The sequence below is a fragment of the Sulfitobacter sp. 1A13353 genome (genome assembly GCF_043557255.1).
GTDB lineage: Bacteria > Pseudomonadota > Alphaproteobacteria > Rhodobacterales > Rhodobacteraceae > Sulfitobacter > Sulfitobacter faviae.
Window position 1 is genome coordinate 24148 of record NZ_JBIFFS010000013.1, and the last position, 24640, is coordinate 48787.

A 24640-nucleotide genomic window follows, 5' to 3' on the forward strand; every position below is an offset into this window, starting at 1 on the left:
ACTATAACCAGGATGGTGGCGGTACTGGTGATAAAAGGGCTGCACAATGATGATTCGGGTTTTCGAGAATCGTTGACAAGCTTCTTTCAAGGGCGCAGCCTAAAGTCAGTCGTGTTCCCTACAGCAGCACATGACTACCCCAGTAGTGGCTACAGCTTCGGCTGTAGCCATTCATTTATCCGCTTTGAGTATTCTATCTGTACAAGTTGAGTGCAGATAGAGCATTGAACAACCCCTCAAGGAGACGTCGGCCTGCTGCTTCGGGCAAGCTTGAAGCAGGCCGCTTTTCTTGTGCGATAAGCACTCGCCGAGGAGGTTCTAAACTTGCAATGGCAAAGGAACTTCAGATTATTATAGAGATTATATCCCCAACTTTTTTTTGGTGGTCATGATCTGCTCTCTATAAGTATAGCCGCGAACTAAGGTCGCATCGCCTTTGACCGGCCACCATTCCGTTTGCCCTGGGTAGCTGCGCCAAATGCGGCCAAAGCGATCAGCCACGTGCTGAATGCAGCTTGCCTCGCCGGGTGAGCTTCCTGCACGGCCATTGTTCGGCCAATACCATGTCAGATCATGGCACATGCGCCCATAGGCATCTACAGTCCACTCTCCCGCCCCTAAGCTTTCACTCTCTTGAGCACACCAGGCTCGGGCTTGATTGTTGGGGCCAAAGTAAATGCCACCTTCGCAACCTTCATCCCAGATTGCAGTTTTTCCTATATAGGCGGACATAACCTGCGCAGCTGTGGGGGTCTTGGCGCCATTTGGTAAAGGCTCTGCTATCGCACTGACGGGAAGTACTGCAAAAAAAACTCGAACGATCCACGTTTTCCGGCGAAACATAGCGGTATACTCCTGAAGCAGGCGAGATTTGGAAGAATATGGTCGGCGGCTTCCTGCCTCAAGTCAACATTTATTCAGCCAAAGCCTCCCGATAGCGCGCTTTGCTATGTATCTCAATATTTCCCAGAGTGTCGTGATGCTTAGTTATTTAGCAACCTTGCGATTGGCTGTATTTGCACATGACGATATCATGTAGAGATCTTGATTATCATTAAATATATAGCCTAAGTCACCGCATTGATCACCCATCTGATCTGACCAAATAACGGGAAACAGCTATGTTTACGAAAGACGATCTAAAATCGATGTCGCGTAAGGATTTAGAAAAGCTCTTAGTCAACGTGCAAAAGGCTTTGACGGCAGTAAAGGCGCGGGATCAACGAGAAGCAAAGAAAGCAGCTGCTAAGGTCGTTGCAGAATACGGCTTCTCACTCGACGAGATTTCGGAGGCTACCAGCTCTCAGCCTAAGAAGGCAAAAGCGAGGAAAAAGGCACCGAAAAACCCTTCGAAGCCCGTTTTTGCAAATCCGGAAGACAAGACCCAAACATGGACCGGAAAAGGGCGCCAACCCAATTGGTACCGCGCTCAAGTTGCTCAGGGGACTGCGCCTGACACGATGCGCATCACAAACTGACATGCCTTGGGATAATGCACCGCTGCGGCGCATTTCCTGATGCTGAAGTCCTAGGTACTCATCTGACAAGGCATTAAGCGGTTAAACTTCTTTGTCTTCAATCTATTCGCCTGCCGCATGGATTGAAGACAAAAAAAACTAAAGGTACATGATAGGGGACAAGGTGACGTGAAGTGGGAGCGAACGGACTATGTTTGCTCTGCTTAGAAGCAGGCTATGGCTTCATACTTCAAGTAGTCTCGCCCCAAGCTATCTACTACGTAAGGCTTTCGATGCCTGCCTCGCCTTCGTGACATCTCTGATCCCCTCCTCGGGTGCGGTGAAGGCCTATTTGGCTGCAGCTGGAAAGCTACGGCTCGTTGAGAAAGCTCTTTATAATAGGGCCATTTCTCGGGAGGAAATGGTCTAGCGCGCCCGCTGTCAACTGTGGTGTTTTGAGCGCTTCCCCCAGACCTTGCTCAAGAGCGGGTGTTTTTCAGGAGGGCTAAGGTCGGGGATCGAAACGACGGGCATCAGCCCTGTTTCCCGCACCATTTGCTCAGCGGAGCGTAGGACTGGTCGACGCAACTCCATTAAATAGGCTATGATAAGCGCCAGAACCACACTCGCTATTCCACCGATGACAAGATGTTGCCCCCGGCTGGATGAAATCGGAAACTCCGGCAGTTCAGCGGCTTCTAGGGTGATCAATCTCTCGCTACCCCCATCGGTTTCGAGCGAAAAGCCGACCTCTGCCGCATTGCGCCGGGCGCCAATCAACTGCAGTTGGGTTTGTAACTGGTCTAAGCGACGCTCGAATTGGGTCATTTCTCGGTCAACTTCAGGCGTGGTTTGCAAGCTTGCGCTCAGGGCGTCGCGTTGATCCTGCAGCACATTGCGTTGCGTCGTCAGGCTGTTCAGGGCTGCTGCCAATTCAGCCTGTTCGCGGGCAACAGTAGCGGCGCGGGCGTTGGGGTTAACACGGTCGCGGGCCAGTTGGGCGGCAATGATTTCACGGTCCAGCTCAAGGATCGCTTCGTTTAGGCTGCCAATTTCCCGCTGACGGAAGCTACGACTACCTTCGAGCGAGAGGTCATGCGCAGTTCGAAAATTAACGCGCTCGTTCTCAAGCGCGGCGATCTTGCGGATCAGGCCCTCTTCTTGGAGTTGAAAGAATTTCACAGCCTCACGGGCCTGTTCACGGCGCTGTGCAGCAGCAAGTTCTTGGGTGCGCTCGGCAAACTCATTTGCCATGGCTTGTGCGTCGCCCGGGTCCTCCATCATAGCGGTGAAGGTTATAGCCGAAAACTGAGGGCCGTCTCTATCGCCTCCTTCGGGGGCCGGGACCCACAATATTGTCACCGAGCTGCGCAAAAGCTCGACCTTTTCAGTCATGGGTAGAGCTGTAAGATCGGCATAAAGGTCATATTTTCCGATGAGGTCGATGAGGTTTGTTCGCGCCAGCAACTGCTGTTCGATCAACTGCAAACGTTGCCCCGATGAGCCCCCAACGGTCGACTGCACTAGATTGTCGTCGATTTTGGGCAGTTTGATCTGGATCGTTGCACTAGACTGATAGACAAGCGGCCTTGACAGGGCCCAAAAGGTTGATGCGACAAAGCCTAGTAAAATGACCGTAATGATCACCCCCGTACGGCGGCCCAGCATGTCGATGAAGTCATCAAAAGTGTAGATCGGTCTCATCTGTCTCTTTCTCGCTAGCCCCAATTACCCGCACCCTGACTCGGGACAGGCTTTTCTCGCCTAGACCAAAACAACGAGGCGAGAATAAGGCATTAGATTTGTGAGTAGGAGCGTATGTTAGGCGTGATTAGCTCGCGGCTGAGGTTGCTCATTGTGACGTTGGGGAGATCACTTGTCGTCTGCCTTTGAAGAGCTTCATCAGCAACGGGGATATGCGCTTTTGAAAGCTTTCCCTGATCAGAAGAGTATCAACGTCCTCTCGCGTATCGGCTCTGTTCAGATCGCCTCCCCCCCTTTTTCGCATTGGGAGGGGCACGCCTTACAGTTCACATGGGTATTTTAAGCGACAGATCTGTGATGAGCTTGTCGGCAAGGATTTTCATCAAACGCTCGATTGCATCACTTTGAGCAGCCACGCTGAGTTGGTCTTTGACATAGAATGCTGTGAACGAATCTACCAAACCAGATGCAATCACTTGGCCGTTTCCTTGAGAGACCAACTGGTAGCTTACACTACCCATTACATGAGCTCGGTTCGCCCCAGTAAGGCCTAAACCTTGCTGTGATAAGGATATATTGTATCTAAGAACATGTTGTGCATCGGAGTTTCGGCCGAGTTGTTCTTCGAGATTTCGGACCAATAGGTATTCTTCACGATTGTTAGGGGCGGTCACGTGAATGTCGGTCAGGATTCGTCCCGCTTCAGATCCAGTGCCGTAAACAGGTGTGAAACCGCAGGCTGCAAGGCCGACCATTATGACGAATATCGCAAAAAGTTTCCCGGCTCGCAGTGCTCGCACATTTTATTCCTTTTGTTACAAAGCTTTGAAGGGCGGTCTTCACGCTAAAATCTATGGCGCTCCACCTATTTTTAAGCATAGCTAAGCCGTCCCTGACCAGCAAATTCTTAAGCAGGGTGCCTGAGCAAACTGGGGCGCGCCCTTCTTGCTGGGCCATCGATTTGCGCCTGCCTGCAGGTCTCCGGTTTTAGGCAGGCTATGGAAGCAACGACACACCTCACTTTCCGGCAAGTTCGCACGCACATCAATGGGGAGTCCTCGTGCATCTGCCTTGAGGCCTGCGATGTCAGGATCGTTGAGTTGGTGATCCTACCTATACGGAGTAGCCCGATAGTATCGGTTGCCGCAGAGGGGTCCTTGCAGGCACCTTAGAACATAAGGGGTTGGCGTCTTGGCTTGGTAGCCGAACGACGTTCTGCTCTTGGTCTAAAGCATTTGTGGAGGCTCCAATGCAAGCTCAGGTCATTCACGATACTTCTGTCACAGCGCCTCCCGCTCAACCCAAGCGGCCGGCGGTGGAGACAGTTTCCAAAAAAGCTGCCGCTTCAACCAACAATGCGGGAGAGCCCAGCCCTGCGCGAATACTTATGGAAGCATTCGAAGATTTGCGACGCCGTATGGCAACGCTGGAGGGAAGGATCGTCGAGGGATCGAATGCGGGAGAAGTTGCGCGTATGGCGGACGTCCTTCAAAGGGTTGAAGATCAACTGACCCAAAGCACCTCTACCATGCCAAAGCATGCATCTGGTAAGCTGCTGTTTAGTCTCTTGGTACTGGCCGCCTTTGGGAGTGGCATCCTCATCGCCGATCATACCCCAGGGCTGCAGGATGGCCTAGAGCAGGTTACTGTGGCCGTTTCAGCGTTGTGGCATACCGCCTTTGACTGGGTGGGCAATCTACGTACGTAGTCAATGTTGGTTTTCTTAGCTCCGAAGTTTGTGTGGTTGGAAAGCGAAATACGCTTTCCATTCGCGCGCTGCGCGGCATGACGAATTTCTAATTCGTCATGCCAGAATATTTGCAGAGCAAGCACTGTTTAGATTTTTCATCCCATCCACCGTTGCCAACCGCTCGCAGGTGCCCCGTTCCGGTTGCCCAGACAAAATGATAGGTCGACCTTCAGCCGTGGACTTATGGTGTCCGGGCTCGACTTGCTGGCGATTCACTTAGAGAACCTATGTCTCATCAGGGCATTGCGGTATTGTCCGCCTTTTTTTCGGGGATTGGTGGGTGAAAATTTCTCCCCCTTCCCTCAAGGATTAATCCCTTTGAACCGGGGTGAGATCCGAATTGGCGTGTCGGTAGATTGCGCGGATATAAGGCAAGCTTTCTCTACCGCAGGGCGCGACCTCATGAAGGGGGCGACAAGCTTACTGCGGCGACAGGGAAACGGAGAGCAAGGTCTGTCGCAGATAAGATAGTCGCTGTGAGGCCCCGCGCATGCCGTCTCCGATTGAAGGAGTATAAACAATGTTCAATAGTGATTCTGAGAGCAACGCCACCGCTGGTGCGCTCGCTGCCGCTGGTGCTGGAGCACTCGCAACAGGGGGTGATGGCGGCGATGGTGGTGCTGCCACTGCTGATGTCGATGTTAACCTGCCCGAAGATTTCGGCAGCGATGACGACACAATCGACGCTGATCAGACCAACAACGGCGACAACCAAGCCAATGCGGTGAGCTCTGACGTTGACCAGTCCGATGACGATGGCAGCAACCGCGACAACAGCAGTGACGATGATATCAACGTCGATAATGTGCTGAACGGTGCCGGTAACAATCGCGACAACGATAGCGATGATGATATCAACGTCAGCGATGTGCTCAACGGTGCGGGTGACCACCGTGACAATGAAAGTGACGATGATATCAACGTCAGCGATGTGCTGAACGGTACCGGTGACAACCGCGACAACGATAACAGCACGAACAACGATGATGTTGGGAACCTAGATGTCGGGGTCGAGATTAAGGACTCGTTCCGCGATGATGACATGGACGATGATCTCATCGATTTCGACAACGTGGGCGAATTTGAGATCGACAGCATGTTGGCTGATGCGCTCAATGGCGCTGGCAACGACATGTCCTTCTCGCTCGACCAAGCGAACGACATGATCGACAATGACACTGTGAACAACCCGAATGTCACTTATAATGGTGGCGAGCCGGGCGGCGACGGTGGTGAAGGCGGTGCAGGAGAAGCTGCCGGTTTCTTGGGAACTCCTGCCGACGGTGGTATGGGAGGGTCCGCAGCGGGCGGCTTCTACCAGACAGCAACCGGGACTGGCGGCTCGTCTGAGATGGGCAACTTCAACGCCGGAGGTGCTTCGGGCGGCGCAGGTCACGATGCAATGAACCTCAATTCCACCACCTCGGCGGATGCATCGCTGACCCAAGAAGCGTTCACCCAGAACCTCACACTGGGTGCCAACATCCAGTACAACCTGGCTGAGACATCCGTGGTCGGAGGCAACTCTTCGGATACCGGAGATGCGGACGACGCAGCCTAACCCCAAAACAATCGTTCCGGCGGGCGCCTCAGCTCCCGCCGGAGCATCCTAGTCGTGAAGGTCTTTCGGTGTGTTACGGGTGAGTGTCTTTTGACGTCGTCATGACGGATATAGCGGGAAAGAGGCCCCCCCGGGGCCAGCCCCAAACGGCAAATGCTGAAAGCGGCGCTCAATTTTCGCCGCTTTTACTGCGTCAATAACCAATGTTTTGTCTGGTGTCCCAGAGGCGCAGGATCTCGATTTGGGTTGGTGCCACGCGGTAAATGAGCGTGAACGGTGTCCGAGGGATCGACAGTTCACGCACGCTCTCTCGCACATCGCTTGGGTGACCGGCATAAGGATTGGCCGCCAGTGTCAGCTGGATGGCTTTCAAGTGAGTGCGGGCCTTTGCGCTACCTTCAGGGAAAACGGAACGGTAGTAGTAGCGGAACCATTGGATGTCCTGCGCGGTATCTTCGAGGAATACGATCCTCATGCGCTGTTGGGCGTTATATCCGCTTTCGGAGTGGAAGCCTCATCCTCAGTGTCCCAAGAATCGATCCAGTCGTTCATCGCCTCAGCCGAAATGAACGTCCCCTCATTGGCCTGCTCCAGAGCGGCCTCAATGGCTGCGCGCTTTAAAGCCTTAGCTTCTAGCATCGCGCGAATGGCGCGCACCGCAAGCTGAGTGGGCGGTCGATCTTCGATCTCCGCCTCGCGCTCTAGCGATTGCCTTAGCGCGTCGTCGAGGCGAATTGAGTAAGGTGAGGTGCTCAAGGGTAAGTCCTTTCGTCGGCCCTGTAGTGGAATGTAATACGATGCCGGTCAGGACGCAAGATGCGAGGAGAGACGCGCTCGAAGATGTTTTCGGCACGTGAAGACCTTTCGTCGAGGCGCGATGTAGGCGCTCTTTGATTGTCGTGTACCGAGACTGGTTCACCTTGCTCGATGGATGTTGTTCACCACCTCGCGGGCAGACTGGAAAACATTCCAGTAGCACTTTGCTTATATGAAAGAGGCCAGCTTTGTGGCTTCAAGCTATCCAAGAAGTCCTTGGCCATTCGTGGGTGAAATACACGTTACATTCGCGTCCCATGTCGCGTGAGCAACGTCTTCTTGGTCCAATAACAGTGCGTTTGCAAAACACGTTCCTGCCGCATATCCCTCAAGCATGTCCCTATCCCCTTCCGACGACAGCAAATACAGTCGGGTTGCGAACAGATCAGCAGCACAGCTTGTCAGGTCTTCCCAGACCCCGAGTTGAACAGAGAAGAGCCCTTCCTCATCGAGATTGTCTTGTGCCACGGTTCTGTTGATTGCACCTGTCAGAAAGCCAATACTGCGCGATGTTGACCAGTCTGCTTCTCTCATGGGCCCTCCGGCCCAAGCCGTGCGTTCGGCATGGGGTCTAAAAAGTCGCGTGATGCGCCTGCGCGCGGCGGCAGCATTTATCGCGCCTATCAGCAAGATGCCTCCTTCCCGCGACTCTTATTCCGTGCCTTGGCAAAATCATTGTAGCATACTTGTTGAACTCTCACCGATAGGACACTGCATGCCCAAAGGGGATCTTCCGCAACCGCCTGATTTTACCGAGATGAATGCTGGCGCGGGAGTTGGCGCGGCAGAGCGCGAGCACCTTATGACCTTAGTAGGCGCACTCAGCTTGGCTTGGTCGAACAACGAAAGTGTCCTGATCTACCTAATGATGGTGCTGCTACGTACCGACGACCTGTCTGCGGCGTTGGTATATGGCACGCTAAATACAGCACGTGCGCGTTCCGATTTGGTATCACGATTGACGCGCGCGCATGTCTCGGATCAGGATCTCCGCGGCGAAGTGGCGGATGTTCTTAACGCGTTAGAAAAATGCGGTCGGGTGCGTAACGATTTGCAACACGCCTCTTATGAGTTCGATGCTGCGGGGCGCCCTGTCTCTACGCGCTCAATGCGCGTCGAACAAAATCGCAAAATATTGAGCTTCGGCCGGGTCCGTCCAGTAGATGCAGCTCGAAAAGTTAAGATTGCAGAGGTGATCGAAGAGCTGGGTCACATCAACCAGCGGCTATGGGCTCTGCTGCCCCGGCTAGAGAGACACATGAACAATGCAAAATAATGATTTGTTATGTATGGATATTTTTAGGCATATGCGCCCCTCTTTTTAGGGGTTTCCCTGTCCGTAAATCGTAACTGGTATGAAGCAACAAGACACGATCTAGGGATTAATCCTTTTGAACTGGGGTGAGATCCGAATTGGCGTGTCGGTAGATTGTGCAGATGTAAGGCATGCTTTCCCTACCGCGGGGCGCGTCCTCATGAAGGGGTCGGCAAGCTTACTGCGGCGACAGGGAAACGGAGAGCAAGGTCTGTCGCAGATGAGATAGTCGCTGTGAGGCCACGCGAATGCCGTCTCCGATAACGGAGTGAAACTAATGACATATGGTAATAGTTCTGAAAGCAACGCAGCTGCTGGTGCAATTGCCGTTGCGGGCGCGGGAGCACTTGCAACAGGGGGGGATGGCGGCGATGGTGGTACGGCCACTGCTGATGTCGATGTTAACCTGCCCGAAGATTTCGGCAGCGATGACGATACAATTGACGCCGATCAGACCAACAACGGCGACAACCAAGCCAACGCGGTGAGTTCCGACGTCGACCAATCGGATAATGATGGCGACAACCGTGACAATGAAAGCGACGATGACATCAACGTCGATAACGTTCTCAACGGTGCTGGCGACAACCGCAACAACAGCAGCGACGATGATATCAACGTCAGCGATGTGCTCAACGGCGCTGGTGATCACCGCAACAACAGCAGCGATGATGATATCAACGTCAGCGATGTGCTGAACGGTGCCGGTGACAATCGCGACAACGACAACAGCACGAACAATGATGATGTCGGAAACATGGATATCGACGTGGGCATCCATGACTCGTTTCGGGATGATGACGCCGATAATGACCTTATCGACTTTGACGATGTGGGCGGTTTTGACATCGACAGCATGCTGGCTGATGCGCTCAACGGTGCTGGCAACGACATGGCGTTTTCACTCGATCAAGCGAACGACATGATCGACAATGACACCGTGAACAACCCCAATGTCACCTATAATGGCGGCAGCCCGGGTGGTTCCGGAGGTGACGGTGGTGCCGGAGACGCCGCTGGTTGGTGTGAGATCCCAGCTGATGGCGGCCAAGGTGGTGCAGCGGCAGGTGGCTTCTATCAGACCGCAACCGCGACTGGCGGCACTTCGACTATGGGCAACTTCAACGCCGGAAACGCTTTGGGTGGCGCAGGTCATGATGGGATGGGCATCAACTCCACCACCTCGGCGGATGCATCGCTCACCCAAGAAGCGTTCACTCAGAACCTCACCCTGGGTGCCAACATCCAGTACAACCTGGCTGAGACATCCGTGGTCGGAGGCAACTCTTCGGATACCGGAGATGCGGACGACGCAGCCTAACCCTAAAACAGTCGTTCCGGCGGGCGCCTCGGCTCCCGCCGGTTCATTTTCTACCTCGTGAGGGCCTTTCATTAAGGACGCGATACAGATGGATGATGTCGGCGAGCATATTGAGCGTTTCGCGGGCTATCTGCGACTTCTCAAGAATGAAGAAAGTATTAAGCCATTTTTGGAAGGAGAGGCCCCCGAGCATAGTTTCGAGTTCTCTTCTATCCCTCTGGAAACCTTACCCCAATCCCCTGACCCTACCCCCATGGTCCGCATTGCCGGATCTGCCCCTCGCCTCCCCGGGCCCGATGCCGCGCCGTCTCTAGTCCCCAATGCGGTTTTTACGCCCGGGGGGGCGATGCCGTTTTGGAATGGTGCTGATAAAGGCTCTCTCCCGCCCCCGCATTTTAACGGCTTACCGGCTCAGACATTCGGAGTGCCGGACTACGATATTACCATTGAATATTTCTTTCTTGGTTCGCAATTGGTTCATGTCAGTCAGACAAACACTCTTGAGGATGGCGATACGGTTCTCCAACATTCTGAGGCCGGGCGTCCTGGTTGGGCCAATGCCGACAGCCGTCTTGCTGCTTTTTTGGAAAGCGCGGAGCTGCTTGAGGCTCCTGCGGATCTTATAAACTTGCGCGATAAGGTCGCAAATCCTGAGGATTTCCCCGAAGCGCTTCAGGTTGTGCTGAACGCGCAATCGGAAGCTGCAGGAGAAGAGAGCTGGCTCACACCACTGGCAGTTGAAGGTGAAGGTATCTGGGTCGACGGCGTATTGACCGAGACGCCCCCCGAACGTCCTGAGTTCACCGACCGCGACCGTCTGGCCGATCCAGAGTTGGGCGCTGACCCTGAAGCGGTTGATGCAAACGCAGAGGTGTCCGATCCCAAGACTGAAGGGCGCAACGGGCTCGAAAGACCGGGAATGGAAGCCGAACTGGGCGGCAATCTTGCCTTGGCCTCGGCTTCGATCCGAGACGTGAACGAGGCGGGCGGCACGCTTGTTGTGATGGGAGATGTGCATGATCTATCGGTGATCTGGCAGACCAATCGGTTATCGGATCTTGATGAGGCGCATTTTGCAGGACCTGTGGCGCCTTTAGAAGCTGATACGAACTTACTGACCAACTTAGCGCACTTTCAAAGCGACCCTTCGATGATTGCCGCCGGCCTGCCAAGTTCAGCACCCCTCGCGCCGCGCTGGCATGTGGATGTGGTCGAAGGGGACCTTGTCGATTTCAACATGCTGATCCAACACAATGAGATCCGCGATGGAGATTTATCAGTACAGCATGCGGTGACAGGTTTTCAGCGCTTCGTGTTGGGCAACAACGAAAGCGTCGCCTCTTCTGATATTGTGGTCTTGCGCGACTACTACGACGCGATCTTCGTGGGTGGGGACATGCTCCGCGCCAATATGATTTTTCAATACAATGTCGTGTTCGATGATGACGTGATGCGTGTCATTGGCAGTGGCGCAGACGGAACTGCCGCGACCCTCGGCGGGAGCAACATGTTGTGGAACGAAGCGCTGATCCAGCGCTTCGGTAGCGATATTTTCACACCTGTTACGGAAGGTGCCGAGGATTTTCTCGACATACTCGAAGGACGGGAGGGAACGCTTGAAGACCCGCCTGATTTGCCCGTTCCAGCGGGGGGCGGCATGCCGCTTCGGGTTCTTTTTGTTGAAGGGGATTACTTTGATGTCAACGCGATCTCTCAAACCAACGAAGTGCATGACGCCGATGCTGCGCTGCAGTTCGGCGTGGGGGAAATGTCACTCGCGACCGGGGGCAACGTAGCCGCCAGTCTCGCCCAGATCGTCGATTTTCGCGGCCAAGGTAATGTCGCCATGGTTGGGGGCGAACATTACGACGACGAGATGATGATCCAGACCAATATCCTGGCCGAGGATCAAGATGTGCGGGTCGTAGATGCGCAAACGCTTGCAAGCGAAGTGATCGCCTTTCTCGACCCTAGTCTCGCCACTGAGCCGCACGAGGACGACCAATTTCAATTTACCCCGATGGAGGGAGAGGGCGATATGTTGAGTGGAATAATGGCATGACAGAACGCAATGATACGCCTGACCCTGTTTTTGAACCTGGTCTACTGCGGCGCCCCGAAGTCGCGCGGATGATCGACAATATGCGCGCGGCCGATCTGTTGGGCATATTACCTCAAGATAGAGAGGCTCAGCCTCGTCCGAACGCCGGTGCCAAAGACGCAAGCGGGGTGCGAGATGTCAAAGCCATTGGTTCCGCTCCTCCGAAGAAACCGAGCAAAGACCCGCAGCCGGCAGCGGAAATTGCAGCATCGCCTGCAAAAGCCCCTCTTCAGCGACAACAGGCGGATGAAGACTTCCGTGCCGCACTTGGTAGGGCCCAAGCGGCGTTTCGCAGCAATATCATTACGGTCGTCATTTTCTCTTTTGTGGCCAATGCGCTGTTGCTCTCGGTGCCGATTTACCTTTTCCAAGTTTCAGATCGCGTCCTGTCGAGCCGCAGCCTTGATACGTTATTGATGCTAACGGCAATCATCGTTGGATTGTTGTTCGTTCATACGCTCATTGATATCGCCCGCCGGATCGTGCTGATGCGGACGGCGGCGCAGGTCGAAAGCCGCCTTGGTGCGCCCGTGCTAGCCGCTGCAGCGCGGGCATCGCAGGGCGGCTCCTCAATGGAGTTTCAACGACTTGGCGATCTGCAGCAAATTCGCAGTTTTGTCACAGGGCCTACGCTGATGACACTGTGCGATCTCCCCGTTGCTCCACTGTATCTGGGAACGTTGTTTCTCATTCATCCGCATTTTGGCTATATCGTCACAGGAACAGCCATGATCCTTGGGTTGATTGCGTGGCTCACAAAACGCTTTACGGCGGTTCCCTTTGCGCAGGCCAACGTTCATGCCGCGCGTGCGAACCTTCAAGCTGATGCGCTCGCGCGTAACGCGCAAGTTATTAACGCGATGGGTATGACGCCCGAGGGCGTGATGCTGTGGGGGCGCGAAACGGCGGCGTCGCTTAAAGCTCAGATTCTGGCGCAGGATCGCAACGTATTTGCCGCCGGGGTGTCTAAGTTTGTGCGGCTTTTGACACAGATCACCATTCTCGGCTGGGGCGCGTTTCTTGCACTACAAGGTGGGCTGAGCGCAGGCATGATCATTGCGGCGTCGATCATCGGGGCGCGGGCCTTGGGGCCCATCGAGGGTGCGATTGAGGGCTGGAAGAACGTCATATCAGCGCGTTCTGCCTATGATCGTATCCGTTATCTGCTGCAAAACTCCCCGCTTAATATTGCCAGGCTGGAGCTGCCGCGGCCCACGGGTCTGTTGACCGTGGAGAGGGTGCTCTATGTACCGCCCCCCCAAAAGAAAGTGATCCTTAATGGCATCTCTTTTGAGCTTAAGCCCGGTGAATCTTTGGCCATCGTGGGGTCATCTGGAGCAGGTAAGAGTACGTTGGCGCGAATGCTGGTAGGGTCGGTGATGCCGACCGCGGGTGCCGTCCGTCTCGATCGAATGGATCTGCGCAACTGGAACATGCGCCAGTTTGGAGCCTCTATTGGATATCTGCCCCAAGACGTGCAGCTTTTCCCTGGCACCGTAAAGGCCAATATTGCGCGGATGCGTGGCGACGCCACGGACGAGGCAATCTTTGATGCCGCTGAGATTGCTGATGTGCATGGGCTGATCTCGCAGCTGCCTGGTGGCTATGAAACCTTCGTGTCGATGGACGGCACACCGCTTTCGGGTGGGCAAAAGCAAAGGATCGGGCTAGCCCGGGCCTTTTTTGGGGACCCGAAGCTCGTAGTGCTCGACGAGCCAAACTCCAACCTCGACACAGCAGGCGAGCAAGCGCTTGCAGCGTCCCTTGCCCGAGCCAAGAACCGTGAGATCACCGTGATCGCGGTCACCCAGCGTCCTTCCCTTTTGCGCAATGTCGACAAGATCCTCGTACTCGAAAAGGGAAGCGTGAAGATGATGGGGCCGCAGTCCGAGATCTTGCCATTGCTGCGCGGAAGCGCCCGCCCCACCGCCGTCGCACAGCCGCCGTTGCAGGAAGGGAACACCCAATGACCGCCATACCCGATTTAGAAGCCATCTATTCGGATGTCCCCCGTCGTGGCCGTGGGGCTACTTTATTTGGTTACGGCGTAATGCTCGTCGGGGTTTTAGGCTTTGGCTTGTGGGCCGCGGCCGCACCGATCGCGGGGGCGGTGGTCGCTAGTGGGGTCTTCGTAACAACAGGTCAAAACAAGGCTGTGCAGCACTTCGAGGGTGGGATCGTCGACAAAATTCATGTCAAAGAAGGCGATGCAGTGTCCGAAGGAGAGACTTTATTTACCTTGAGTTCGACCGCAGCAAAGGCGGATCTGGCCCGATTGAACTTATTAAGGCTTCGGTTGGGGGCTATGGAAGCTCGCCTCTTGGCCGAAATAGAAGGGCGCGAAACGCTAGAATACCCTGACCAGATACTTGCGGCTTCTGACAATGCAGATATCCGCGCGGCGTTGGCCGAGCAGCGGGAGGTATTTGACGCGCGACGCGCGGCAATGGAAGCAGACTTAAGGTCTCTTTCACACGACCGTATATCGCTTGAGCGACGTATGGAGGGGATGCAGGAGGAACTGAACGGGCTAGAACTCCAAGCGGGTATGTTTTCGGAGGAGGTGAGCGCCAAGCAAAAGCTGTTCGAGCGCGGTCTGACCACACGTCCCGCGGTTCTAGCGCTGGAGCGCGCGCAAGCGGCTAATACATCCAGAAGCGCAAGGGTTAGAGCCGAGATCGCAGAAGCGGTCGAGCGGATCGCAAGCATTACGTCTGCAAGCCAAAGTGTGCGGACCGATATGGTGCGCCTCGGGGTGGAAAGTCTGCAGAATGTACGCGGTCGCATTGACGATATCGACGAACAAATGCGCCAGGCGCGGGACGTTCTCAACCGCTTGAACATCGTCTCGCCAGTGGACGGGATTGTCGTCACGATGAACCAGTACACTCCCGGGGGTGTCATCGACGCAGGCCAGGTCATCGCCGAGATTGTGCCCCTTAATGAGAAACTGGTGATCGAAACGATCGTGCAGCCTAAAGATATCGATGTCGTGCGAAGAGGGCAGAAGGCAAGCATCCGACTGACGGCTTTGAACCAGCGCACAACACCGGTTCTATCGGGATATGTAGATTACGTCTCAGCGGACGTGCTGCCCGGGAACAGTGTTCGGCAGGGACAAAACGGCAATGTCTATCTGGTGCGCGTGGCGCTTGATGCGGGCGAGGAGGTGCGGGCACGCGACTTTACGCCACGTCCTGGTATGCCGGTCGAGATCCAAATCCGCACGGCCGATCGAACCTTCTTCGATTATCTACTTCAGCCTCTGCGAGACAGTATGTCCCGGGCGTTTCGTGAGGACTAAAGGGTATGGGGGGTGCTTGAGCAGATTCTTGGGCATCATTAATGGGGCATGTCGGTGGCAGGGGGCTCTGCCCCCCCCTTCATCTCGTAAAGTGCCGCCATAGTCCGGTTGGTGACACCAAGTTTTCGTATGACGTTCCGAACATGGATTTTGACAGTGTTTTCACTCAAATTCATTTCATAGGCGATGAGTTTGTTGGAAAGGCCACGTTTAAGGGCGACGAGAACTTCGGACTCGCGATCCGACAACCGGGCATCGCAAGGGGCGGTCTGTAGCGGCTTCTTGACGTTCTCTACAGGCTCTAAAACCACTGGCTGATCTGCAGGGGCCGAAGCGGGTTCTAATGCATGAGAACAGCCATGCCGTGCCGCGCTGCGGACCATTTCAGCAAAGACATTGCGCGGCATGTCGAGCATGATTTTAGGGACCTGTAGATCGGTTTTTTGGCTTTCTTTCCCGTCCGACAGCAACAAAAACGCAGCCTTGGGGAACACCTCTTGTATGGCCAGAATATCTGCGGATTCTGACACAAGGACGCAAGTAACGGGAAGAAAGGCAAGCTCAGCTGCTTGCCTTGCATTGTTAACGGATAAAATTCTAAAATCTGGCAGACTTGACGTTAAAAATTCACAAAGACACTCGGAGAAAATACACCGGCGGTCGATGACAACAACTATAGGTTTCATGATTCGAATCTCCTGATTCCGCAGAAACCGGTAAAAAATAATTTGTTTCAAACGCTAAGAAGCGATTCCGGTCGCGCGGTCCCCCCTGATGAAAGTAGCTCAAGTAGTTTACCCTAGGTTAGCTAGTGGACAAACACACTTTTTGGCCAAATTGTGGCGGACTCATGAGGCAAAATATGGAATCGCCGCTCTTTGTCTCGCCACCGGGTACAATCAGGAATTCAGCCGAAGGGTTGCTTGGCTCTCGCAAAGATTCTCGATTCGCTAACGGCTATCTTTCTTTAGCCGGGACTCTTCAAATGTTAATGAATGAATCATTCCGCGTAAAGATACTTGCGGACATTGGCGCCCAGAGTCACGCGTTCAACTTTGCTCTGCGACAAACACGCCTTTAGAAAAGTCTTTTCGATCCCCGGATCATGCGCTCCCAACTGGTGAACCCACGTCTTCGCATCTTCTGCGCTTTGAACCATTGGATTGTAGCTGGGCGCATAGGCTGTCTCAAAGAAGGTAAAGCCGTGAATGGCCACCTCCGCCGCCGGGCTGCTGAGAAAGAATACGCAGGCGGACATGCCAATCGTTGGAGAGCGATCGTCCAGCGCGCGCTTGAGCCCGCTGATTATCGACGGCGGCAAAACTCTGATTTCTGGCCCGCGCTCGTTTTTTAACGCCGTCTCTTTTGCACGAAACATCTTCCGCTGCCGTGAACTGTGCCAATGCGGGAACACCAAAAGGCCTACGTTCTTATCGTTTAAGTAGGCGCCCGGGATCGAACCGGCACTGCGCGCGCCTGTCTCTTTCAAATTGTGGATCAGTAGGTCAGTGCGCTTACCCAGTACCTCTGGCCGGGTCTCTGCCAATGTGATGCCGTTATTCAGCCGTACCACGACGTCGTAATCATCTACAACGCTGCCAGATAGGTCATCCAAGACAGTTTCAGCCGGCCCGATGATGATGACCCGCTTGCCCCGGAAGCTTTCAGTCTCAAGGACGGCTGGGAACCACGGCGCCCAAGGGATTGAGGCGATGCGGTAGCGCAGGCGCCTCTGCGCCAGATCGATTTTGCGCAAGACATGCTTCATAACTGGCAGCTTCCTGCGATTAAGTCGAACATATCGCGTCGTCCCCTCTCAGCTTGTTGTCGATAGAGAGCGAGCGCTTCTTTCTCTTGTGGAGAGAACGGAAGACCCTGGCTGAGTTGAGCCAAGAATTCCGGCGCGGTCAGATCTTCAGTCGTAATCAAGCGAGATTGGCATGCAAACACGTCATTCAAAACGGCCTCAATCTTTCGGGTATTCGACGGAAGCGCGACGAAGGGAGTATCCGTCAGAATGGACAGCAACACACTGTGGAACCGACCTGTTACAACCAGTTCCTTTTGAGCCAATAGGCGGGCAAAATTCCCAGCATCGCTCCGAGCGTACCATATCCTCTCTTCAGGCGATCTTCGGATTTTTCTTAAGGTTTTTGCTTTTAAGCGTGTGACGATAGGCAGACGCGGCTTCATTTTAAGGAATTTGAAATTCCGTGAACTTGCGAAGGCTTCCAACGCTTGCGTGGTGCTACTGTAAACACTGTCGGTTACGATCACGCCAGAGCGTTTCTCCGCCTGAGCAGGTTCGGCCAGTCCCAAGGATAGGTCCGGCACCACCTGCGCTTCAATGCCATGTTCGGCCAAAAATACTTTGCTTTCGCTTTCACGCACATGGATGCTGTCGAATGTTGCCAGGGCCTGCAATGCGGCTTCATCCAACGCGGTGATAGATGCGTTCACCAGATGCGCTGGCACCCCTAATTGCTTTGCGTGATGCACTACAGCGATCAGATCGCGGGTTCGCTTGCGATCTCGCGAATGATGAAGGGTCCCTTCCCCGTTCACCACGATGATATCAGGTCTATATTGTTCCAGCAGAGCGCGATGAGGCTTCCAATCCTCCGCGACCGGCCACAGATAGGCGGGCTTCACGCCGCGCTGTTGCAGCTCAGAGGTTAGGGTCTTCATCACCGCGGTGCAGCCGTAGTGGCCTGAGATGGAAGTGTCGTTAAAAATGCCGACGGTTTTCATTGCAGCATAGCATCCCTAGTAATCCCTCCGCAGGGCTAATATCTGAATCCGTTGAACAACCCCAGTTCCCAAAGTTCTGGATGCCAAGCTGTAGCCGTTTTGTGCCTAGGCTGCCACCAGCTAGCGCTTGGTCGGAAATCTATATAAAGGGGCCTTCAGCTTGAGGGTGTGTTGCTATGATCGATGCGGTAATCACTTGGGTTGATGGAGACGACCCAATCCATAAGAGAAAACGTGAGGCCTATCTTGATGATACGGCTCCCGTAAGCTCTATTCAATCGACCCGCTTTGCAAGTTCAGGCGAAATCAGATTTGCCGTGCAGTCCCTCCTACAATTTTGCCCTTTCTTGCGGCGGATCTATGTTGTCACCGATGATCAGCACCCCTCTGAGCTGGATACGATATTGGCGGCACACTCCAACGTCAGGATTGTAGACCATCGCGAGGCCTTTGGGGAACATGCCGACCTGTTACCGGTATTTTCGTCCAGATCAATCGAAACGGTAATCCACCGCATTCCGGGGCTGGCGGAACATTTTCTCTATCTGAATGATGATATTTTTGTCGGCCGCAAGATGAAGGCCGAGGATTTTTTCGATCAAGGCATTCCAATCATTCGTGGGAATTTTCAACGTTTTCCAAGCAAATTAATGAAATGGTTGAAGTCGAAAGTACGCAATACCCGGCCTGGCTACAATGCCGCGCAACGGGATGCAGCAAGCCTTGTTGGATATCGCAAGACCTATCTACTCGCCGAACATCAACCTCATCCGATGCGCCGTTCAACTCTTGAACGCTACTATGAGAACCGTGAAGCCGAACTGCGCGCACAGATTAGCCATCGCTTCAGATCGGCCGACCAAGTCTCTCCTATCGGCATGAGCAACCACCTTGAGATCCTCGCAGGTGCCCGCGTTGAGCGCCCGCTAGATGTCGGCTATGTGCGCCCCAACAGGCCAACTGGGGATGCTTTGGTTGAGGTCATGGCAAAGCTACAAGGCAATGCATTCGCGTCTTTTTGCGTTCAGAGCTTAGATCAAATGTCTAAAGACGACCGTCAGATCGTTCTGGCGGGCCTCAACGCTCATTACGCACATACTGTGTAACGGGAAAGCGCGCATTAGAATGGGTTTCCTGTGAGGGGCAAGGGTGGAACTTAAGCACAGCCTGAGAAGGCGGCCGATCTAGCTCTGCTCTTAGAAACTACTTTCTTGCGGGAAAATCTTTTCGCCAAACTTCAAGCGATTAGGTCAAACTCGAGCATATCGCTTTTCAGACCAATGGTGGAAATCGTACCACCGTCGTCGAAAGACCAGCTTTTTGTGTAGATTTCGGTCGCGCCGCTGGTGTCCTCAAAAGCATCCATATGGATAAAGATGATCTCTTTAGACAAGTTTACGACTTTCACGTTGCTATAGGTCTGAAGCAAGAAATCCAGATAAACCCGCGCATCTTGATCAAAAGCGTCAAAACGGAGTGTCTCTTCAAGAGAAGGAGAGTCATGAGCTTCCAAGGGATCAAGAATTCCGGCCGCAGCTTCGGAGTTCAGTAGCTTGAATAAATCGTCCTGTGCGAGCCTGTCGAGACCGGCGATCTCGAAGCTCTTAAAAGCTGAATCAAAGCTCTGAAGAAAGCTAACTTCCTGTGTGCCCGCTGTTGAGTTGCTGCTAGAAGCAGTTTGGGTTTCTTCAGTAACGGTTTCGGATTCTTTATCGGCCTGAGCAGGCGCCCCTTCGCGGGGGGCCGTAGTAGAGGGCTGCGTAGGGGCATGACTCGCCAGACTGTGAGGTTCTGAAACAGGTGCTGTTTCTGGCAGCTGAACCACCGCAGGGGCATCCGTATCGAGAGTGATGTCCAGCGCGGTGACCAATTTAGTTTCGCTTGCAGGGGTCACAGCCTCAATGGCACGCTCTTCCGGATTGGTTGCTTCAGAGGCCAGCAGAAGAGTTTTCTCTTTTTCTTTGACTTGAGAGAGAGCCGCCGACAATTCCTTAAGGCTCAGTTCCAAGGGGGCTGACGTGTCGCTGACGATTTCGGCCACGTTGCTTGCAGGAAGCGGTAGACCTACAGCAAGAGCGACAAAGCTGAGGCTGACGCCCATAGCTTTTACACTATGCCCCGAGAGGCCTGCCATCAAACCGTCTCGGTTGAAGGAAGCGGCCATGCCTTGCTTAGAAAATTCAAGATCAGAACCGACGAGCGAGGCTTTTTGAAGATCATTGGTTTGGCCCTCAAGTTCCTCCTCCGATGCTTCCAGCTTGCGTGCTATGGCTGCTTCACCTGGAACGCTACTGGGCCCTTCTGTTTCTTCGGAAAGGATCATTGGAGTGGCGGCGATCAACTCATCTGACATCAAATAGACAGACCACACCAAGGCAGCCAGAGCGGCTGCAGGATGAATGAACACCACATCCCGGTGGCGTCTGCCCATTGAGACAACATTGCGCGCTGCCCCTCCAAAACTTTCAACGGGACGCACGCGGTTCGAGAATTGGGTAACCAAATCTTGCAAGCTATCGCCCTTGATGGGCGCTTCTTGCATCTGGCTGCTGACAAGATACGCTCCGTCGAACCGACTAAAGTGAACGAGCACTTCGCCTTGGCCGTCCATGAAGACAAACCATGGGTCGCCTTCGTCGGTTATCCCGCGATCAACCTCTGTCGTAACGCCTGCTTGTGCCAAGATGCGCTGTGTGCGGTAGAGGTCGGCCAATTCTTGGTTGGACCATCCTATCGCGGGTGTCGGCAATTCATCTTCCTGCTGTAGGAAGGAAATGTTGGTCTCAGCCTCGCATGTCGGATCTTCAAATGCCGCCTCGTCCCCTGCCCCGCCATAGAAGTCGGACATTTTGACGTCATCCGTCGCTCCTTCGGCCGCTTTCAACTCGCGGACCGAGTGAGCGCGGGACTTCATAAGTTGGGGGAAACGAATAACATCAGACATCGGCTAAATCCTTTGCGCCACCATAGCACTCTTGGTGTAAAGACCAAGGCGTTACAGTCCATGACGGGTTGGGACGTGCCGCAAAAGCGGCAAGCTCGCAACAATTGCGTCCCCAGCCTTGTAGAAAAGAAGCATTCATACGCGCGTAAATCCGCCGATTGCAGATGGTACCAAGCAGTCCAATTGGGCTGTCCAATGTCGCCCTTCAGCCGGCTGACCGATCACCTGGTCATCTTATCTGCGCCCCTTCGACCATAACCTATTGTAATGGCTTGACTTAAGCATCTACAGCACGCCAGATCTGGCTTAAGCTTCGTTATGTGAATTCACATTGTCTGTTTTTCGCAGTAGGACGCGCGTATAGTATGCGTGACCTCACGCAAAAAAGCCTTTATAGCAGGACGACTACGTCAGGCAGCGAAAGATGTTTATCCTATGAGTGCCCCCAATCCGCTCCAGAAAGCCTACAAGAAGTTTCGCGCGATTTTTGGCGCAACAATTCTGTTCAGCTTTTTTGTGAACCTGCTGATGTTCGTGGGGCCGCTTTACATGCTCCAGATCTATGATCGGGTGCTGGCAAGCCGAAACGAAATGACGCTTGTGGTGATCACAGTGATCGCTGTCGCGCTTTTGATCACCTATGGCATGTTGGAATTTGTGCGCTCGCGCATGCTCGTGCGTGCTGGCCTGCAATTTGACAGCATTCTGTCTCGCCCCCTTTTTGATCGTGTGGCGCGGATGCAGCTGGTCAACCCCAATAGCGGGGCGCGCTCGGCCCTGGGGGATGCGGATAAGGTGCGCAGCTTTATCACCGGCCAGGGTGTGCTGGCGTTTTTCGATGTGCCCTGGACCCCTATTTTTCTTGCTTTGTGTTTTGCCTTCCATCCTTGGCTGGGCTGGGTGGCGCTCGGCGGCACTGTGGTGATCTTCACATTGGCGCTTCTCAATGAGTACTTGACGCGAAACGCACTTTTGGCAGCCAACAACGAAGGCCAGCAAGCCTCCGAATTTGCCGGGGCGACAATGCAGAATGCCGAAGTCATTCGCGCCATGGGCATGCAAGACGCTCTGGCCGAGCGCTGGAAGGTTAAACGCAATGGTATGCTTGTGTCCCAAGCGCAGGCAAGTGACTGGGCCGGGGCCGTCATGTCGAGCTCCAAGTTCGTGCGCATGGGCCTCCAAGTGGCCATTTTGGGAACTGGCGCTTACCTTGCCATGGGCGGGCAAATTTCCCCCGGAGTCATGATTGCGGCTTCCATTGTCATGGGGCGCGCGTTGGCCCCCGTGGAGCAGGCAGTGTCCCAGTGGAAAGAATTTGTCGCCGCGCGTCAGTCCAACGCGCGCTTGAAAAAGCTCTTTGACGCGGTCGCGGATGAACCCAAACGGCTTCAACAACCCCAACCTAAGGGCCATCTCACGGCCGAAGGTGTCACCACCGTCGTGCCCGGCACCCGCGACACAATTTTACGCTCTGTCAGCTTTGACCTGCCGGCCGGGAACACACTTGCGCTGATTGGGCCAAGTGGCTCGGGGAAGTCGACTCTGGCCCGTCACTTGGTGGGGGTGGGCGAGCCGATCAGCGGGGCCATTCGCCTCGACAAGATCGAACTCTCTCACTGGGATCGCAATCAGTTGGGGCAAGCCATTGGGTATTTGCCTCAGGACGTGAAGCTTTTTGCAGGTACTGTAGCAGAGAACATCTCTCGTTTCATAGACGGCGCCACCGACGACGACATCATCGCCGCCGCCAAACTTGCCGGCGCGCATGAAATGATTTCGGGGCTCAGCGAGGGTTATGCCACACAGATCGGGAATGGGGGCGGTCGACTGTCAGGCGGACAACGGCAACGGGTCGGTCTGGCGCGCGCGCTGTTTGGTAGCCCAAGTCTGGTGGTGTTGGATGAACCCAACTCGAACCTCGACAGCGAAGGCGAAGAGGCTTTGGCGCGGTGCTTGGCCCAGCTTAAAAGCGAAGGGAAGTCGATCGTTCTTGTTACGCACAAGGCCAATATCCTCAATGCAACCGACTACACTTTGATTTTGCGCGGCGGCACTGTGCAGCGGTTTGTACCGACAAAAGAGCTTTTGCAGCCTCAGCAGGCAGCTCAGCAAAAGCAGCCCCAAACAGTTTCACTCTCGACGGCCAAGCTGTAGGTTTTTGACAGGACCTCGCCTATTCATAAGGGAAGGAGGAGGCGCTCCTGCATGATGGCATGGCGCCCCTGCTTAGCCCCGCGACCAACATACTTAGGATACCCCCCGTGGCGACATTAGCACCGGCTGCAAACCAACTTGCGAAGATGGCAAATCCGCGAAAGTACTCTTTTGCTGGCTATGTCATCCTACTCATCACTTTTGGCGTTTTTGGCACCTGGGCCTATTTCGGGATCATTGCCAGCGCCGTCGTTGCTCCAGGCGTTGTGGCCCTGGAAAGTGACCGGAAAGTTGTCCAGCATTTTGAGGGCGGCATCGTCCAAGAAATCCTAGTGCGTGAAGCCGCTTTCGTAGAACAGGGCGATCCACTAATCGTCCTCGACAACATTCAGGTTAACTCTGAGATCGCCGTGCTGGAGCAACGTCGAGCGACTTCCGAAGCCTTGATTGCTCGGCTGGTTGCCGAACAGACTTTCAAGGAAGAGGTCTCATTTCCGGAAGAGCTTCTTGCGTCCGACAACCCCGACGTCAAAAGCGCCGTGCAGGCGCAACGCAACATCTTCAACGATCGCCGCTCGATCTTCCTGTCCCAAACAGAAATCTTGGAATACCGCGCGGAACAGCTAAGCGGACAGGCTGAAGGCTATGAAGTGCAGCTCGAGGCGTTGGAAAAGCGCGTTGAGTTGCGTCGCGAGCTTTTTGAGCGCATGCGTTCCGGCGAAGAACGCGGCGTGATCGAGAGCAACCGCCTCTCTGATATGGAAGATGAGGTCATCCAAATCGAGGCCAGCATTGGCACCGCTATGTCCGATATCGCGCAAGTCAAAGCCGCCGCGGGAGAAGCGCGTCTGAACATCCTTAAGCTTAAGCAAGAGTATAGTGAGCGCGCCAATAGTGAGTTGAAAACCGCACGGTCTGAACTTGCAGAAATCAATGAAAACCTGACGGTGGCGCAAGACCGAATGCGCCGAACGACGATTACCGCACCCACCACCGGCAAAGTGCAAAGTCTTGCTGTCACAACCCGTGGCTCTGTGATCCGTTCGGGCGAAGTGCTCATGGAGATCGTTCCCAGTGACGAGACGCTTCTCATCGATGCAAAAGTCGCACCCGTGGATGTGGACAATGTACGCCCAGGTCTTGAAACTGAAGTGCGTTTCTCTGCCTTCAAAGCGCGGCTATCAAAATTGGTCTTGGGTGAGGTCTTGTCCATCTCAACCGATGTGGTCTCCACCGAAGATCCTAATGAAGCGCCCTACTACTTGGCGCGGATCAAAGTACCTGATGAAAATCTCACGGACGAAATCCGCGAAGGATTGACGGCGGGCATGCCCGCAGATGTGGTCATCTTGACGGGGGAGCGCAGCGTGTTGCAGTACATGTTGGACCCGCTGTCAGAAGCGATTTTCAAAAGCTTGCGGGAAGAGTAGAACTACACACATAGGGCGTTCTTTTGGAGGAA

Annotated in this window: 21 protein-coding genes; 11 read left to right on the forward strand and 10 right to left on the reverse strand. The window is 54.3% G+C overall.

The genetic code is table 11. The features are described from left to right. Nucleotides 1–360: 360 nt before the first annotated feature. Complete coding sequence (locus tag ACGYLO_RS21475; RefSeq protein WP_394377358.1) at nucleotides 361–843, reverse strand: DUF995 domain-containing protein; 483 nt, start codon at nucleotides 841–843, stop codon at nucleotides 361–363. Nucleotides 844–1121: 278 nt separating this feature from the next. Here ACGYLO_RS21475 and ACGYLO_RS21480 point away from each other — a divergent pair, with 278 nt between their 5' ends. Further along, nucleotides 1122–1478: an H-NS family nucleoid-associated regulatory protein gene (locus tag ACGYLO_RS21480; RefSeq protein WP_394377359.1), complete on the forward strand. Its 357-nt coding sequence runs from the start codon at nucleotides 1122–1124 to the stop codon at nucleotides 1476–1478. A 420-nt stretch (nucleotides 1479–1898) separates the two neighbouring features. Here the strand turns inward: ACGYLO_RS21480 and ACGYLO_RS21485 are convergent, their stop codons facing one another. Both ACGYLO_RS21485 and lptE read right to left on the reverse strand, forming a co-directional pair. Beyond that, complete coding sequence (locus tag ACGYLO_RS21485; protein ID WP_394377360.1) at nucleotides 1899–3161, reverse strand: DUF874 domain-containing protein; 1263 nt, start codon at nucleotides 3159–3161, stop codon at nucleotides 1899–1901. Nucleotides 3162–3487: 326 nt separating this feature from the next. Next, entirely contained in the window at nucleotides 3488–3961 is a 474-nt protein-coding gene (gene lptE / locus ACGYLO_RS21490) for an LPS assembly lipoprotein LptE (RefSeq protein ID WP_394377361.1), read from the reverse strand. Between the two features lie 449 nt (nucleotides 3962–4410). Between lptE and ACGYLO_RS21495 the strand changes: the two genes are divergently transcribed. Together ACGYLO_RS21495 and ACGYLO_RS21500 are read left to right on the forward strand one after the other, a co-directional pair. Next, nucleotides 4411–4869: a hypothetical protein gene (locus ACGYLO_RS21495; protein WP_394377362.1), complete on the forward strand. Its 459-nt coding sequence runs from the start codon at nucleotides 4411–4413 to the stop codon at nucleotides 4867–4869. Nucleotides 4870–5431: 562 nt separating this feature from the next. Next, nucleotides 5432–6472: a hypothetical protein gene (locus ACGYLO_RS21500; RefSeq protein ID WP_394377363.1), complete on the forward strand. Its 1041-nt coding sequence runs from the start codon at nucleotides 5432–5434 to the stop codon at nucleotides 6470–6472. 193 nt (nucleotides 6473–6665) lie between these two features. Here ACGYLO_RS21500 and ACGYLO_RS21505 read toward each other — a convergent pair whose 3' ends face one another. The 3 genes from ACGYLO_RS21505 to ACGYLO_RS21515 form a co-directional block, all read right to left on the reverse strand. Then, nucleotides 6666–6947 carry a type II toxin-antitoxin system RelE/ParE family toxin gene (locus tag ACGYLO_RS21505; protein ID WP_394377364.1) on the reverse strand — a complete coding sequence of 94 codons (282 nt, stop codon included), beginning with the start codon at nucleotides 6945–6947 and terminating at the stop codon, nucleotides 6666–6668. Further along, nucleotides 6944–7228 (reverse strand): CopG family ribbon-helix-helix protein, encoded by a 285-nt coding sequence (locus tag ACGYLO_RS21510; protein ID WP_394377365.1) that lies wholly within the window; start codon nucleotides 7226–7228, stop codon nucleotides 6944–6946. Before ACGYLO_RS21510 ends, ACGYLO_RS21505 begins: the two co-directional genes overlap by 4 nt. 261 nt (nucleotides 7229–7489) lie before the next feature. Next, a complete protein-coding gene (locus tag ACGYLO_RS21515; protein ID WP_394377366.1) occupies nucleotides 7490–7822 on the reverse strand; it encodes a hypothetical protein in 333 nt (110 codons plus the stop codon). Nucleotides 7823–7874: 52 nt separating this feature from the next. On the opposite strand from ACGYLO_RS21515, the gene ACGYLO_RS21520 reads away from it, so the two are divergent. From ACGYLO_RS21520 to ACGYLO_RS21540, 5 genes are all read left to right on the forward strand, one after another. Continuing rightward, nucleotides 7875–8564 (forward strand): hypothetical protein, encoded by a 690-nt coding sequence (locus ACGYLO_RS21520; protein ID WP_394377367.1) that lies wholly within the window; start codon nucleotides 7875–7877, stop codon nucleotides 8562–8564. 316 nt (nucleotides 8565–8880) lie between these two features. Then, entirely contained in the window at nucleotides 8881–9924 is a 1044-nt protein-coding gene (locus ACGYLO_RS21525) for a hypothetical protein (RefSeq protein WP_394377368.1), read from the forward strand. An 88-nt stretch (nucleotides 9925–10012) separates the two neighbouring features. Then, entirely contained in the window at nucleotides 10013–11986 is a 1974-nt protein-coding gene (locus ACGYLO_RS21530; RefSeq protein ID WP_394377369.1) for a hypothetical protein, read from the forward strand. Then, nucleotides 11983–13995, forward strand: a complete 2013-nt coding sequence (locus ACGYLO_RS21535; RefSeq protein WP_394377370.1) for a type I secretion system permease/ATPase — start codon at nucleotides 11983–11985, stop codon at nucleotides 13993–13995. The genes ACGYLO_RS21530 and ACGYLO_RS21535 overlap by 4 nt, the downstream gene beginning before the upstream one ends. Further along, nucleotides 13992–15329, forward strand: coding sequence for an HlyD family type I secretion periplasmic adaptor subunit (locus tag ACGYLO_RS21540; RefSeq protein WP_394377371.1), 1338 nt, complete (start codon nucleotides 13992–13994; stop codon nucleotides 15327–15329). Before ACGYLO_RS21535 ends, ACGYLO_RS21540 begins: the two co-directional genes overlap by 4 nt. 38 nt (nucleotides 15330–15367) lie before the next feature. Here the strand turns inward: ACGYLO_RS21540 and ACGYLO_RS21545 are convergent, their stop codons facing one another. From ACGYLO_RS21545 to ACGYLO_RS21555, 3 genes are all read right to left on the reverse strand, one after another. Next, entirely contained in the window at nucleotides 15368–16015 is a 648-nt protein-coding gene (locus ACGYLO_RS21545; RefSeq protein WP_394377372.1) for a LuxR C-terminal-related transcriptional regulator, read from the reverse strand. 314 nt (nucleotides 16016–16329) lie between these two features. After that, nucleotides 16330–17097, reverse strand: coding sequence for a glycosyltransferase family 29 protein (locus ACGYLO_RS21550; RefSeq protein ID WP_394377373.1), 768 nt, complete (start codon nucleotides 17095–17097; stop codon nucleotides 16330–16332). After that, nucleotides 17094–18080: a polysaccharide pyruvyl transferase family protein gene (locus tag ACGYLO_RS21555; protein WP_394377374.1), complete on the reverse strand. Its 987-nt coding sequence runs from the start codon at nucleotides 18078–18080 to the stop codon at nucleotides 17094–17096. Before ACGYLO_RS21555 ends, ACGYLO_RS21550 begins: the two co-directional genes overlap by 4 nt. Before the next feature lie 176 nt (nucleotides 18081–18256). On the opposite strand from ACGYLO_RS21555, the gene ACGYLO_RS21560 reads away from it, so the two are divergent. Continuing rightward, nucleotides 18257–19186, forward strand: coding sequence for a Stealth CR1 domain-containing protein (locus tag ACGYLO_RS21560; RefSeq protein WP_394377375.1), 930 nt, complete (start codon nucleotides 18257–18259; stop codon nucleotides 19184–19186). 131 nt (nucleotides 19187–19317) lie between these two features. Here ACGYLO_RS21560 and ACGYLO_RS21565 read toward each other — a convergent pair whose 3' ends face one another. Further along, nucleotides 19318–21024, reverse strand: coding sequence for a hypothetical protein (locus tag ACGYLO_RS21565; protein ID WP_394377376.1), 1707 nt, complete (start codon nucleotides 21022–21024; stop codon nucleotides 19318–19320). 435 nt (nucleotides 21025–21459) lie between these two features. On the opposite strand from ACGYLO_RS21565, the gene ACGYLO_RS21570 reads away from it, so the two are divergent. Continuing rightward, a complete protein-coding gene (locus ACGYLO_RS21570) occupies nucleotides 21460–23178 on the forward strand; it encodes a type I secretion system permease/ATPase (protein WP_394377377.1) in 1719 nt (572 codons plus the stop codon). 107 nt (nucleotides 23179–23285) lie between these two features. Next, nucleotides 23286–24608: an HlyD family type I secretion periplasmic adaptor subunit gene (locus ACGYLO_RS21575; protein WP_394377378.1), complete on the forward strand. Its 1323-nt coding sequence runs from the start codon at nucleotides 23286–23288 to the stop codon at nucleotides 24606–24608. The last annotated feature ends 32 nt before the right edge of the window (nucleotides 24609–24640 follow it).